We start from the raw sequence: 12,863 nt of genomic DNA, 5'->3' as shown, positions 1-12,863 counted from the left end.
CAGACCTTTCCAGCCAATGACCCGATCCACAGTTTTCGCGCCTTTCGATATCGTCGAAGGCGACCGCAAGCGAGGCATCGTGCTTGTCGCCGACCATGCCCGCCGCGACCTGCCGGAGGAGTATGGCAGTCTCGGCTTGCCGGCGGCGGAACTCGATCGCCATATCGCCTACGACATCGGTGTCGAGACGGTGACGCGCGAACTGGCGGCGGCGCTCGACGTGCCGGCGGTGATCGCCAATTTTTCGCGGCTGCTGATCGATCCCAATCGCGGCGAGGACGACCCGACGTTGATCCGCCAGCTCTATGACGGCACTGTCGTGCCGGGAAACTACCCTATGGCGCCGCAAGAACGCGAAAGGCGGCTCGACGGCTTCTACCGGCCTTATCAGGACGCGGTCGGCGCCATGATCGCGTCGGTGGCGCACGCCTCAGGCAAAGCGCCGTTCATCTTCTCCGTACACTCCTTCACCCCTGTCATGCAGGGCTTCATCCGCCCTTGGCATGTCGGCATATTGTGGGACCTCGACGACCGCGTGGCGCGGCCGCTGATCGACATGCTGGCGCAGGATAAAAACCTCGTCGTCGGCGACAATGAACCCTATGACGGCGCGTTGCGCGGCGACACCATGTTCAAGCACGCCATCGTCAACGGCTTTGCCCATGCGCTGATCGAGATCCGCCAGGACCTGATATCAGACCGCAAGGGGGCGCTGGCCTGGGCGGAACGGCTGGCGCCGATCGTTGACGCCATCGACCGCCGTCCCGATATACATCAGGTGAAGATGTTCGGCTCGCGCACCGGGCCGCTGTGAGGATCCAAGGCAATGACCGAACTCAGCGATGACCAGAAACGCGATTTCGAGGCCGCGGCCTTCCGCCGGCTGGTCGAGCATCTGCGCGAGCGCAGCGATGTGCAAAACATCGACCTGATGAACCTCGCCGGCTTCTGCCGCAACTGCCTGTCGAACTGGTACCGCGAAGCGGCCGAGGCTGAGGGCGTCGATCTCGGCAAGGACCAGTCGCGCGAAATCGTCTACGGCATGCCCTATGCGCAATGGCAGGCGCTGAACCAGACCGAGGCTTCGGACGCCAAGAAAGCGGAGTTCGAGGCAAGACGGCCGAGGGATCACTGAAGTAGCGCGCGGTTCACAGGATTGACGTCGGCGGGACAGCGCCTAACGGTTTCCCCTTAGATGTGGCCCACAAGCTTTTCGCAGCCAAGCGCTTGACGAGAAATTGAATCGATCTAATTTGCCGCGCAAAGCCATTCCTTGACCGGATTCGGGCCATGAACGCGCAAGACACCATGCAGAGCGCCCTTCAGGGGCGATGGGCCGTAGCCGCGATCTTCCTCGCCAACGGATTCCTGACCGGCAGCTGGGCGCCGCAGATTCCGGTGTTCCTGACCCGGCTCGACATCTCGAAATTCACCCTCGGTCTGCTGATCCTTCTGTTCGGCGTCGGCGCGGTCGCGGCCATGAGCTGGTGCGGCCATCTGATCTCCAGGCATGGCTCGCGCACCGTGTTGCGCTGGTTCGGCCTGTGCGGCAGCCTCGGCCTGCTGATCGTGGCGCTGGCGCCCAACGTCCCGCTGGCGGCGATCGCCATGATCATCTTCGGCGGCTCGATCGGCGGCATGGATGTCGCGATGAACGCCAATGCGGTGGTGGTCGAGCGCCGGCTGTCCCGCGCCATCATGTCGTCCTCGCACGGCTTCTGGAGCCTCGGCGGTTTCGCCGGTGGCGGTCTGGGCGGTTACGCCATCCAGACTTACGGCCACCTCGCCCATGCGGCTGTAGTCACGATCATTGCTTTTGCCGTCATTGCCGTGGCGGTCGGCTACCTCATCGCCGAGGACAAGCCGCAGGCCGCCGAGCATCACAGATTAACGCTGCCGGCCAACCCGCTGGTCTATCTTGTCGGGCTGATGGCGCTGCTGACGATGATTTCCGAGGGCGCCGTGCTCGACTGGGCAGCGCTTTATCTCCGGCAGGAGCTCGGCGCCGACCTCGCCATCGCCGGCCTTGCCTACGCCGCCTTCTCCGGCGTCATGGCTGTCATGCGCTTTTTCGGTGACGGCGTGCGCAACCGCTTCGGCGCGGTGGCCACGCTGCGCGGCTCTGCCGTCGTCGCCGCCGCCGGCATGCTGGTCGCCGGCCTGTCGCCTTCGCCCTGGATCGCCATCGCGGCTTTTGCCCTCTGCGGCTTCGGCATCGCCAACATGGTGCCGATCATCTTCTCGGCCGGCGGCAACCAGGAAGGCATGTCGTCGGGCACCGGCATGAGCGTGGTCACCACCATGGGCTATTCCGGCATATTGGTAGCGCCGTCGGCGATCGGCTTCGTCGCCGAGCATTCCAGCTTCGGGCCGATCTTCGTCGCCATGTCGGGGCTGTTGATCGTCGTGCTTTTGATGGCCGGGCTCGCTCACCGCGCCGAATTCGCGGCCGCCCCCGCCGAATAGCGCTTCAGCTCCTCATAGAGGAAATCCGCGACGCGGCGGATGCGCACGCTGGTGCGCACGTCGCGATGCATGGCCAGCCACACCGGCAGGCTGGGCAGTGGCAGGCCGGGCAGCAGTTTCTCCAGCGACGGGTCGCTGTCCGCCAGCGGCTCCTGGCCAAGACCGACGCCGTTTCCCGCCCGCAGCGCTTCCCACAGAACGATCTGGTTGTCGGCCCTGAAGCGGAAGCTGCTCCGGGTGACGGGGATGCCGGCCTGGGTAAAGCCCCGGATCATCTCGTCGCTGCGGTCGAAGCCGATCAGCGGATGGTCGACAAGGTCGGCGGGCTTGAGCGGGCGGCCGTGCCTGTCGAGATAGGATTTCGCCGCGCAGCAGCAGAGTTTGATATCGCAGACCTTGCGCGCCGTCAGCTCGTTCTGCGCCGGCTTGACCATGCGGATGGCGATATCGGCATCCCTTCGCAGCAGGTTCTCGACCTGGTTCGAGGCGACGATCTCGACCTCGATGCCGGGCTCCTCGATGCCGAGCCGCGCCGTCATCCTCGGCAGCACATAGGCCGCCACCACCTCGCTGGCGGCAATGCGCACCGTGCCTTCGATGGCCTCGACCGAGCCCAATGCCAATAGTGAGAACGCGCTCGCCTGCTCGCTCACCGCCTTGCCGCGTTCGAACAGCGTGGCGCCTGCTTCCGTCAGCGCATAGCCGCGCCGCCCGCGCCGGAACAAGGTGACGCCCAACGCCTGTTCGAGCTCACCGATGTGACGCCCGAGCGTCGGTTGGCTGGCCGACAGTTTGCGCGCTGCGGCCGACAGGCTGCCGGTCTCCGCCACGGTGACGAAACTCTTGATCAGGTGCCAGTCGATGTCTTCCATTCATTTATGAATAACAAATCTGCATCCATAGTCAATTTTCATTCGCGTATGAACGCATCATATTCGCCGTGCAAACACAGACACGGAGAAGAAAAATGACCAACATCGCAATTCTAGGCGCCAATGGCCGGCTCGGCCGCGTGGTTGGGAAGGCCTTCATCGACGCCGGTTTCGACGTCCGCGCCGTCACCCGCAGCGGCAAGGTCCCAGCCGAACTCAAGGGCGCCACCGCCGTCGCCGGCGATGCGCTCGACCGCGAGGCGCTGATCCGCGCCACGCAGGGTGTCGACATCGTCTTCAACGGTCTCAACCCGATCTACACCGACTGGGGCAAATGCCTGCCGATGGCGGAGAACGTCATGGCCGCCTGCCATGCCAACGGCGCGCTGCATCTTTTCCCCGGCACTGTCTACAACTACGGCTCGCCGATGCCTGAGGTGGTCACCGAAGACACGCCATTTCGTCCGACCACCGAGAAGGGCCGCATCCGCTCCGCCATGGAAGCGCTGTTTCGCCGCGAGGCCGATGCCGGTCGCGTCCGCACCATCATCCTGCGCGCCGGCGATTTCTTCGGCGGCACCGGCAGCGGATCATGGTTCGACCTCGTCGTCGCCGCCAAGATGAACAAGGGCGTCTACACCGCGCCTGGCCCTGCCAACCTCGTGCACGAATGGGCCTATTTGCCGGACTTCGCCATCGGCTTCGTCGGCCTGGCGCGCAATCAGGGCAAGCTCGGCTTCTTTGAGGCGCTCAACTTCCCCGGCCACGCCGTCACCGACATGGACATCAAGGCCGCGGCCGAGAAAGCGTTGGGACGTCCGCTGAAACTGACCTTCATGCCTTGGTGGGTGCTGCGCGCCGGCAGCCCGTTCGTGGCGATGTGGCGCGAGATCGTCTCGATGTCCTATCTGCGCTTCGAACCGCACCGGCTCGTGTCCGACCGGCTGGAAGGCATCATCGGCGAAGTCCCGCACACCCCGCTGGACGAGGCCGTGGCCGAGGCCTTGAAGGACATCGGCATCAGCCTCGACCGTGCAAAAGACGCCGCTTAAATGCATGTCGCCCAGAAGTGTGCGCGGTTCTGGGACAACGACATGCATCAAAACAAAGACTTTAGACAAAAATCTCTCTCGCGGTGCTGGCCCAATCGCTGGAAATCAGCAACCGGATGGTCATTATGAGGAGACTGTTTATAACGGTCGGCGAGATCACCATCACCAAGGGGAGACGATGCGTTACATACGTCCGCTTTCAATCGAAGACGCCGTTGGCCTGCTGGCCGACGCTTCCGGCACATCAGCCATTCTCGCTGGAGGCAGTGACCTCCTCGTTCGGATGAAGGGCGGGTTTGTCGATCCCGACCTGATCGTCGACATCAAGGCGATCGAGGGCTTGAGCGAGATCAGGGAGACGGCCGACGGCTTCAGCATCGGCGCCACCGTCCCCTGCGCCGTCCTGGGCGAGAGCTCGGTTCTGAAGAAGGCCTGGCCCGGTGTCGTCGAAGCGTCGAAGCTGATCGGCTCGAAACAGGTCCAGGGCCGCTGCACCATCGTTGGCAATCTGTGCAACGCATCGCCGGCCGCCGACAGCGTCCCGGCCTTGGTGGCCGCCGCCGCAAAGGCCGTGGTTGCCGGTCCGTCGGGCAAGCGCACCATTCCGGTCGAGGCTGTGCCGATCGGGCCTGGCAAGACCTCGCTCACCAAGGGTGAGATCGTCGAGGCGATCCTGCTCGACAAGCGCGCGCCGCGTTCGGGCGACGCCTACCTCAGATTCATCCCGCGCACCGAGATGGACATCGCGGTGGTCAGCGCCGGCGTGAACCTGACGCTCGACGAGCATGGCGTCATAACAGCCGCCCGCGTCGCGCTGGGCGCCGCGGCCCCGACCGTGCTTCTGGTGGAAGAAGCAGCCGAGGCTCTCATCGGCAGGAAGCTGGATGAGGCGGCACTTGAGCGGCTCGCCAAGATCTGCGCTGGGGCCTGCCGCCCCATCGACGACAAGCGCGGTACCATCGAGTTCAGACGAAAAGTTGCGGGCGTGCTGGCCGGACGGGCCGCGACGACCGCCTACGCACGCGCAGGAGGCAAATGATGGCCGGTGTAGCAGTTTCAACGACAATCAACGGCGATCACGTCGAATACCTTTGCCAGCCCGACGAGACGTTGCTCGACGTCCTGCGCGACCGGCTCGGGCTGACCGGCGCCAAGGAAGGCTGCGGCACGGGCGACTGCGGCGCCTGCTCGATCATTCTCGACAATCGGCTGGTCTGCTCCTGCCTTGTGCTTGGCGCTGAAGCCGAAGGCCGGCATATCGAGACCGTCGAAGGCATGGCGCATGGCGATCAGTTGCATCCGCTGCAGCAGAAATTCCTCGAGCATGCAGCGCTGCAATGCGGCATCTGCACGCCGGGCTTCCTCATCGCGGCGAAGGACCTTTTGGCCAAGAACCCCGATCCGACCGAGGAAGAAATCCGCTTCGGCCTCGCCGGCAACCTCTGCCGCTGCACCGGCTACGACAAGATCGTGCGCGCGGTCCAGGATGCGGCCAATGTGATGAAGGGAGCGCACGCATGAACTTCGATCCACGCTTTTCGGGCCGCAAATTCTCCTCCGTCGGCACGCGGCCTATCCGTCCCGACGGCGTCGACAAGGTGACCGGACGCGCCCGTTACGGCGCCGACTTCAACATGGCGGGACAGCTGGTCGGGCGTGTCCTGCGCAGCCCGCATGCGCATGCCAGGATCCTCAAGATCGACACTTCGAAAGCGGAAAAGCTGGCCGGCGTGAAAGCGGTGATCACCGCCGCCGACCTGCCCGATCTCACCGATGGCGATGCCGCCATGTACGACGTCCTCGACAATTGCATGGCGCGCGGCAAGGCGCTCTATGACGGCCACGCCGTGGCCGCGGTCGCCGCCGTCGATGCCCGCACGGCCAGGCAGGCGCTGAAGCTCATCGAGGTCGAATACGAGCTGTTGCCGCATGTGACCGATGTCGACGAGGCGATGAAGCACACCGCGCCGTTGATCAACGACACGATCTTCACCGAGGGTCTCGAGGAAAAGCCGGCAAAACCCTCCAACGTCACCAAGCGCAGCCAGTTCGGCCATGGCGATGTCCATCAGGGCTTTGGGCACGCCGATGTCATCGTCGAGCGCTCCTTCAAGACCGAACAGACGCATCAGGGCTATATCGAGCCGCACGCCTGCGTTGCGAGCGTCTCGTCCGACGGCACCGCCGACCTCTGGGTCTGCACGCAGGGCCATTTCGTCTACCGCCAGCATTGTGCGCAACTGCTCGGGCTGGAAGCCTCGAAGCTGCGCGTCACCTCCTCGGAGATCGGCGGCGGCTTCGGCGGCAAGACCCATGTCTGGGCCGAGCCGGTGGCACTCGCTCTGTCGCGCAAGGCAGGACGGCCGGTGAAGCTGGTGATGACTCGCGACGAGGTGTTCCGCGCCTCAGGCCCGACCAGCGCCACCTCGATCGACGTGAAGATCGGCGCTCGCAAAGACGGCACCATCACTGCCGCCGAAGCGACGCTGCGCTACACCAGCGGTCCCTATGCCGGCACATGGGCCGAGATCGGCGCCATGACGGCATTCGCCTGCTACAAGCTCGACAACGTCAAGACGGTCGGCTTCGAAGTGCTGGTCAACCGGCCGAAGACCGCGGCCTACCGCGCGCCCTCCGCACCGATGGCGGCTTTCGCGGTGGAAAGTGCCGTCGACGAGCTGGCCAAGGAGCTCGGCATCGATCCGGTCGAGTTCCGGATCAAGAACGCCGCGCAGGAAGGCACCCGCTCGTCCTACGGTCCGGTCTACGGCCCGATCGGCATCGGCCCGACGCTGGAAGCGGCGAAGACACATCCGCACATGAAGGCGCCGCTCGGCAAGAACCAGGGCCGCGGCATGGCTTGCGGCTTCTGGTTCAACTTCGGTGGCCAGACCTGCGTGGACCTGAACATCGGCATGGACGGCTCGGTGTCGCTGGCTGTCGGCACGGTGGACGTTGGCGGTTCGCGCGCGTCGCTGTCGCTGGTGGCGGCGGAGGAGCTCGGCATCGACTATGCCCAGCTCAAGGCGGTGGTCGCCGACACATCCTCGCTTGGCTACAACGACATGACCGACGGCAGCAGGGGCACCTTCTCGTCCTCGATGGCGACCATCTCGGCCGCCCGCAACGCGATCAAGATCCTGCGTGAGCGCGCCGCCCAGACGTGGGACATCCCCGTCGACGACGTGGTCTGGGAAAACGGCCACGCCATGGCCAAGGGCGAAAAATACGGCAATCTTGCAGCCCTGTCGCTGAAGGAGATCGCCGCCGCTTCCGGCAAGACCGGCGGGCCGATCGCCGGCCACAGCGAACTCGTCGCCGACGGCGCCGGCGTCTCCTTCGCCACCCATATATGCGACATCGAGGTCGACCCCGATACCGGCTCGACCAGGGTGATCCGCTACACAGTGATCCAGGATGCCGGCAAGGCGGTGCACCCCACCTATGTCGAGGGCCAGTACCAGGGCGGCGCCGCGCAAGGCATCGGCTGGGCGCTCAACGAGGAGTATATCTACGGCAAGGACGGGCGCCTCCAGAACGCCGGCTTCCTCGACTACCGCATCCCGGTCTGCTCGGACCTGCCGATGATCGACACGCAGATCCTCGAGATACCCAACCCCAACCACCCCTATGGCGTGCGCGGCGTCGGCGAAACCTCGATCGTGCCGCCGCTGGCGGCGATCGCCAACGCCGTCTCGAACGCCGCCGGCGTGCGCATGACCCACATCCCGATGTCGCCGCCAAGGGTTCTCGCCGCGATCGAGGCGGAACGGGGAGGCTAAGGCCGAAATGAGGTTCTTGCCCTAATGGTCGAAGTCACGCTCTGGGGCGCGCTGGGCCAGCTCGCCGGCGGCCAGAGCAAGGTCGAGGTCGAGGCCAAGGACATAAGGGAGCTGTTCAGGAAACTGGCTGAACAGTATCCCGGCATCGAGCCCTGGATCGAGAAGGGCATCGCGGTGGCCATCGACGGGACGATCTATCGCGATACGTGGTCGAAGGAACTGCCGCAAGGGGCGGAGATTTTTCTGCTGCCGAGATTGGCTGGGGGGTGACGGGGGGGCGACCTTCGCGAGGATTAGCTTGCGTGAGCGTCGCCATTACAAGACGAAGCTGGCGGTCTCCCGTGCGGCCGGGATGCGAAAGTACGACGCGTCCCGGTTTCTGTAGTCGATCTTTAATGAGGAACGCGACGTGAGCCGGTTTCTAATGCCGTTGAGCGAGTACAACCGCATTCATCAGGTTGCGCATGGCGTCCTGAAGGACATCGGTCGTCCCGAAAAGGCCTGCAAGTTCTTTGCCTGTTTCGGTGCGATGGTGCTGAACAAGCACTACAAGATTCCCGCCCGTGCTGTGGCTGGTGGCTTTGCGCTCTGCGTCGACGCCGAACCGGAAGTGGTGTTCTTCGGCCAAGCCGAGAACGGGCATATCTCGAGCTCGCCAGAAGGCTTCCATATGTGGGTACAAACCGAGACCCACGTTATTGACTTCATGGCTCCGATCTTTCCAGAAGCATTCGCCGACACAGGGCTAACAGCGACTATACCGCGCCAGATGTTGCAACGTCCGCTGACAACGGAAGCCCGCTCTTTGGACGAGCTGAATACGCGGGGCGCGTTTTATACGTTGCCTGACCCTGACATGACGGACGCGATGATCGGAGAATTCCTGAGCCACCCCCATAATACCGATCTCCTGCTGGTCGCTGACGGTTGGTACGGGGGCCGCCGCAGCAAGCAAAAGCACGCTCTGACCATGCAAGACAATCTTGGTGAGAGGATCGAACTGCGACTGCCCGCCACGACGGCGATTGGGGCTTGGTAATGTTGGAAGAAAACTCCTCATGGGTCGATGTCACAACGTGGAAAGATCGCTGGGAGGCCGTTGCCAAACTGGCCGGCGGTGGCCAGGGCGAAGCTTTTCGTGTCACCCGGAAAAGCGACGGACAGGTGGGCTTCCTGAAGATCATTAAGTCCAAAAACGACCCCGAGCGTCGGGCGCGGTTTTCACGCGAAGCGAATGCCTACGACACATTTCGGATCGCGAATGTGCCGCGCCTGCTGGAGAGCAACGCGCATCGGCACGCTGACGCGGGCTATGTCCCCTTCCTCGTCACGGACTTTATTGAGGGATCGACCCTTGCTGAGTGGCGGGCGCAACAAACGCAAGTCACGCTCGCAACGGGCGTTGAACTGACCTGTCGATTGCTCGACATACTCGCCGCCTGTCACGCTAAATCCCTGGTGCATCGGGACGTGAAGCCGGACAATATTATCCTAGAGAATAATGATCCGGCTCGCCCGTGGCTACTCGACTTCGGCCTAAACCATCATGAAATGCCGGACGCGGACTTCACGACGGAAGACGGCCAGGAGGTCGGCAACCGCTTTCTTCGACTGCCGGAGCTATCTGCAGGCAGCCGTCTGAAACAGGACCCACGATCGGATGTCTCATTCGCGGGTGGCATCCTGTTCTACGTCCTGACGGGACACCACCCTAACGTGCCCCAAGACGGCGAAGGCAAGCTACCGCATCAACGGTCGGTTGATCATGCCTTGCTTCAAGCTGGGACCGGCGATCGCTATCAGCGCCTTGCCGCGATTTTCGACCACACCTTCGCGCCGCGTCTCGAAGACCGGTACACCGACGCGGAAACACTCCGCGATCGTTTGATGCGTCTCATGCGGGATCAGCCGTCCGCTGGCTCGCTCGAAGACGACATCTCCGAATTGGCGGCGCTATTCGACACGCCAATCGAGCGGAGGCGTGTTCAGGCCGATGCGGTTATCCGGAACGGCCTTCATGAAGTCCAGCGCGTCTACAACCAACTTCTCGCAAGGATCGCGCAGTCACTCACTCTGACTCAGACCAATTTCAATGTGGGCGATGAGGTCGGGGCGAATACACTCTACCTCACTAAACGTGGGTCGATCGACTACCTCCTCACAACAACGTACGAGATCCGAGTCGTCGGTGATGAACTGGTGCTTCAGATGTCCGGCGACGACATATACCGAACGAATCTCGCGAACCCGTCTTGGGACGGCGATTTCGACTCCATTGTGAGCAAGTGGCTCTCGGGGCAGATAAAGATCGCCCTAAGCCCCAACGCGATGCCGCCGGAAGTGTCCCACTTCAAGGATGTGCCACCCTTTGGCACGCTCGAATTGGCGGCTGAAGAAGCTCGGCGCAGCAATCGCAAAATACTTGCCTTCGCATACGACCCTACCCAGGAGAAGCGCGGGCGGCTCGACTACGCGCTCAGCAACTTCCTGCAAAATCGCAAAACCCGAGATCTCATGAACGGCGCGTTTGTGACAGCGCTCGTGCCGCTGTCACAGATCAGGCAAATCTCGGAAATTCTGAACGGCGCTTCGATGGAAACCTCGCGTTGGGTGCTACTCGATACCGATTTCAATGCGCTCAAAGAAGCGGTAATCTATCCGAACCCCCAAGAGGCAGAGCGCATCGTAGGTGATCTGGCAAAGGAGCATGGCCCGGATTAGTGGTCATCCAAGCGGTTGAATATCGATTTCTCGGCGAACGGCCAATGTCCGCACCTTAGCTGTGAATGCGAATTTTAAACGCACAGATATGTGCCGCCTGCATATAATGGGCGAAAGCGATCCTTGTGTCCCAGCCTAAAGGTACAAGGTCTTGCCAATCGGACATGATCTTCAATGCTCCTGAGCCACCAGAGGTGATGTCGTGACCGGTCCTGTGGAAATCCCGCTCTCTTTCGAGCCGCCCGTCGATAGCGACGAAGCCGAGTACTTGATCTATGAGGATGTGGATGGCGGCAAGCACATCTCTTGGCCAACCATCCGAGAGCGCCTGTTCGCTCCCGATTATAACTACTGGCCGGATGTCAAACAAATCGAGGCCAGTAATGGCGAGCGTTTCAAGACCTATGGTACGTCTGGGTTTAGCCTCGGCAGATACCACGAGTTCATAATTAACCCTGGCCGAGAGACTCTTTATGGCTGGGAGCCTGCGCTCTTCCGCGTCCAACTTGGATCTTCGGTCGAAGCGTCTTTCGGATATGCAACCCCTTTGATGGCTTTCCTATTTGAGAGCGCTCGAGAAAAACACTCAGGGCCATGGTCAGAGCTTCCAACCGTCCGCATCATCGGCCCTACTCAGTCTGGCGTCGAGGCGGCACTGATCAGCGCTTTCCGGGCTCACTTCCAGCACGCCGGAACCTGGCCGCGGCCGGCCGAGTTGCAATCGTGGTGGGAAGAAGAAGAGGAGTTGGTGGAGCCATCTGAAGCTGCACCACCACATTTGCTAAGCGCCGATCTTGAGCCATTGAGATTCCTCAACTCCGCTATGGTTCAACGGGACAGCACGGCGGCATGCGTCTATCTTTACCGGATCATTGAGTATTACGCATTCTTCGCGAACGCCGGGCAAATGAGTACGTTGCGACACGACAAAAGTGTGAGCGATACAGAATTCTCTAGGAAGATGCTGGATATGGTGTTCAAGGACGAGCGCGCACCTATCTACCGTCTAGTGAATACACTCGCGGATCGACCATTGTTGGACCGAGGAGTGACGTTACGCGTGATCGCCGCGCCAACGGCCAGTAGTTTGGGCGAAGCGATATACTCGTTTCGAAACGCAATCGTTCACGGCAAGTATGGTTCGGGCTTTGCCATGCATTCCGACCCGGTACTCGAGCCCAACGAGCTGTCTTTGCGATGGCGTCCTGTGTTGCTAGAACTGGCTAACCGCGCCATCGACCACTTCGGCACGCGAAGCTGAGATAGGCTCTCCCTCACGCCCCCAGCGTCGGCTCGGTGTTCACCTCCAGCGCCTCTTCCGCTTCATCCTCTTCACCCAGCACCTCGCCATGAACCCCCAGCGGCCGCCCGATCCAGATCGGATCGACCAGATGGTCGCGCTTGGGGTTGGTGGTGTTGGGGTGGATGAGGATGCTGAGGCCGCCATGGTTCAGCATCAGCCAGGGAACGAGCGTCGCGAAGATCTCGGTGGCGAAGGAGACCTGGTACATGGCCCGCTCATGCGGGCCGACCGGCTCGTCGCGCCAGTTGCCCAGTCGCACGCGGAAGCGTTCGCCGATGCGCAGGCGCAGCCATTCGGCCTGCTGCCGTTCGGCTTGCCCGTCATAGTAGATGTGGGCGTGATAGCTGGCGATCTCGGCGAGAGGCCTTGGCGGGCTGGCGGTGTTCACCTTGATGGCTCCCTCGGTGATTGTGGTGCGGGCAGCGTATACGCAAGCGGGCGGGGTGGCCAAGGGGGACCCAGCGTGTGCTCGTCATCTCGATTTCGGGCCAATCGCATATGGAGCTCCCCCACTCCGTCTCGGCTTCGCCCAGCCACCTCTACCCCCACATTCGTGGGGGAGAGGAAATGCTAATCGCCGAGGTCGCTGCCTTGAAAAGCTTGGCATTTCCTCTCCCCCATGGACATGTGGGAGAGGTGGCCGCGAAGCGGACGGAGTGGGGGCGGG

General features: G+C 62.5%; 13 protein-coding genes. 11 read left to right on the top strand and 2 right to left on the bottom strand.

From position 1 onward, the window contains the following. Positions 1–16: 16 nt before the first annotated feature. The 3 genes from X751_RS140980 to X751_RS140990 all read left to right on the top strand — a co-directional run bounded on the left by X751_RS140980 (position 17) and on the right by X751_RS140990 (position 2,466). Positions 17–814: an N-formylglutamate amidohydrolase gene (locus X751_RS140980; RefSeq protein WP_023673119.1), complete on the top strand. Its 798-nt coding sequence runs from the start codon at positions 17–19 to the stop codon at positions 812–814. 12 nt (positions 815–826) lie between these two features. After that, positions 827–1,135, top strand: coding sequence for a DUF1244 domain-containing protein (locus X751_RS140985; protein ID WP_023690051.1), 309 nt, complete (start codon positions 827–829; stop codon positions 1,133–1,135). 155 nt (positions 1,136–1,290) lie between these two features. Beyond that, entirely contained in the window at positions 1,291–2,466 is a 1,176-nt protein-coding gene (locus X751_RS140990) for an MFS transporter (RefSeq protein WP_023745748.1), read from the top strand. Here the strand turns inward: X751_RS140990 and X751_RS140995 are convergent. Next, a complete protein-coding gene (locus tag X751_RS140995; RefSeq protein ID WP_023745747.1) occupies positions 2,430–3,338 on the bottom strand; it encodes a LysR family transcriptional regulator in 909 nt (302 codons plus the stop codon). The genes X751_RS140990 and X751_RS140995 overlap by 37 nt on opposite strands. A 95-nt stretch (positions 3,339–3,433) precedes the next feature. Between X751_RS140995 and X751_RS141000 the strand changes: the two genes are divergently transcribed. From X751_RS141000 to X751_RS141030, 8 genes are all read left to right on the top strand, one after another. After that, complete coding sequence (locus X751_RS141000; protein WP_023745746.1) at positions 3,434–4,390, top strand: SDR family oxidoreductase; 957 nt, start codon at positions 3,434–3,436, stop codon at positions 4,388–4,390. Between the two features lie 178 nt (positions 4,391–4,568). Next, on the top strand, positions 4,569–5,429 hold the full coding sequence (locus X751_RS141005) for a xanthine dehydrogenase family protein subunit M (protein WP_023693632.1): 861 nt from the start codon (positions 4,569–4,571) through the stop codon (positions 5,427–5,429). Beyond that, entirely contained in the window at positions 5,429–5,911 is a 483-nt protein-coding gene (locus X751_RS141010) for a (2Fe-2S)-binding protein (protein WP_023684040.1), read from the top strand. Before X751_RS141005 ends, X751_RS141010 begins: the two co-directional genes overlap by 1 nt. Then, a complete protein-coding gene (locus X751_RS141015; RefSeq protein ID WP_023745745.1) occupies positions 5,908–8,172 on the top strand; it encodes a xanthine dehydrogenase family protein molybdopterin-binding subunit in 2,265 nt (754 codons plus the stop codon). The genes X751_RS141010 and X751_RS141015 overlap by 4 nt, the downstream gene beginning before the upstream one ends. Before the next feature lie 24 nt (positions 8,173–8,196). Further along, complete coding sequence (locus X751_RS141020) at positions 8,197–8,442, top strand: MoaD/ThiS family protein (protein WP_023712829.1); 246 nt, start codon at positions 8,197–8,199, stop codon at positions 8,440–8,442. A 139-nt stretch (positions 8,443–8,581) separates the two neighbouring features. After that, positions 8,582–9,211, top strand: coding sequence for a DUF2026 family protein (locus X751_RS1000000164840; protein ID WP_023745744.1), 630 nt, complete (start codon positions 8,582–8,584; stop codon positions 9,209–9,211). After that, positions 9,211–10,893: a protein kinase gene (locus tag X751_RS141025; RefSeq protein ID WP_023745743.1), complete on the top strand. Its 1,683-nt coding sequence runs from the start codon at positions 9,211–9,213 to the stop codon at positions 10,891–10,893. The genes X751_RS1000000164840 and X751_RS141025 overlap by 1 nt, the downstream gene beginning before the upstream one ends. A gap of 202 nt (positions 10,894–11,095) precedes the next feature. After that, the gene (locus X751_RS141030) at positions 11,096–12,154 is read left to right on the top strand and encodes a hypothetical protein (protein WP_023745742.1); all 1,059 of its coding nucleotides are present in this window, start codon (positions 11,096–11,098) and stop codon (positions 12,152–12,154) included. A gap of 13 nt (positions 12,155–12,167) precedes the next feature. Here the strand turns inward: X751_RS141030 and X751_RS141035 are convergent, their stop codons facing one another. Further along, positions 12,168–12,584, bottom strand: a complete 417-nt coding sequence (locus X751_RS141035) for a DOPA 4,5-dioxygenase family protein (protein ID WP_155923330.1) — start codon at positions 12,582–12,584, stop codon at positions 12,168–12,170. Between the last annotated feature and the right edge of the window lie 279 nt (positions 12,585–12,863).

It is taken from the genome of Mesorhizobium sp. LNJC394B00, from assembly GCF_000502555.1.
In the GTDB taxonomy this organism is placed as follows: Bacteria; Pseudomonadota; Alphaproteobacteria; order Rhizobiales; family Rhizobiaceae; genus Mesorhizobium.
This window is presented reverse-complemented; position numbering and strand designations above follow the sequence as displayed.

Bases quoted from the DNA above. Each gene is read 5' to 3' on its own strand.
- X751_RS140980 (WP_023673119.1), top strand. From the start codon at position 17: ATGACCCGATCCACAGTTTTCGCGCCTTTCGATATCGTCGAAGGCGAC.
- X751_RS140985 (WP_023690051.1), top strand. From the start codon at position 827: ATGACCGAACTCAGCGATGACCAGAAACGCGATTTCGAGGCCGCGGCC.
- X751_RS140990 (WP_023745748.1), top strand. From the start codon at position 1,291: ATGAACGCGCAAGACACCATGCAGAGCGCCCTTCAGGGGCGATGGGCC.
- X751_RS140995 (WP_023745747.1), bottom strand. From the start codon at position 3,338: ATGGAAGACATCGACTGGCACCTGATCAAGAGTTTCGTCACCGTGGCG.
- X751_RS141000 (WP_023745746.1), top strand. From the start codon at position 3,434: ATGACCAACATCGCAATTCTAGGCGCCAATGGCCGGCTCGGCCGCGTG.
- X751_RS141005 (WP_023693632.1), top strand. From the start codon at position 4,569: ATGCGTTACATACGTCCGCTTTCAATCGAAGACGCCGTTGGCCTGCTG.
- X751_RS141010 (WP_023684040.1), top strand. From the start codon at position 5,429: ATGGCCGGTGTAGCAGTTTCAACGACAATCAACGGCGATCACGTCGAA.
- X751_RS141015 (WP_023745745.1), top strand. From the start codon at position 5,908: ATGAACTTCGATCCACGCTTTTCGGGCCGCAAATTCTCCTCCGTCGGC.
- X751_RS141020 (WP_023712829.1), top strand. From the start codon at position 8,197: ATGGTCGAAGTCACGCTCTGGGGCGCGCTGGGCCAGCTCGCCGGCGGC.
- X751_RS141025 (WP_023745743.1), top strand. From the start codon at position 9,211: ATGTTGGAAGAAAACTCCTCATGGGTCGATGTCACAACGTGGAAAGAT.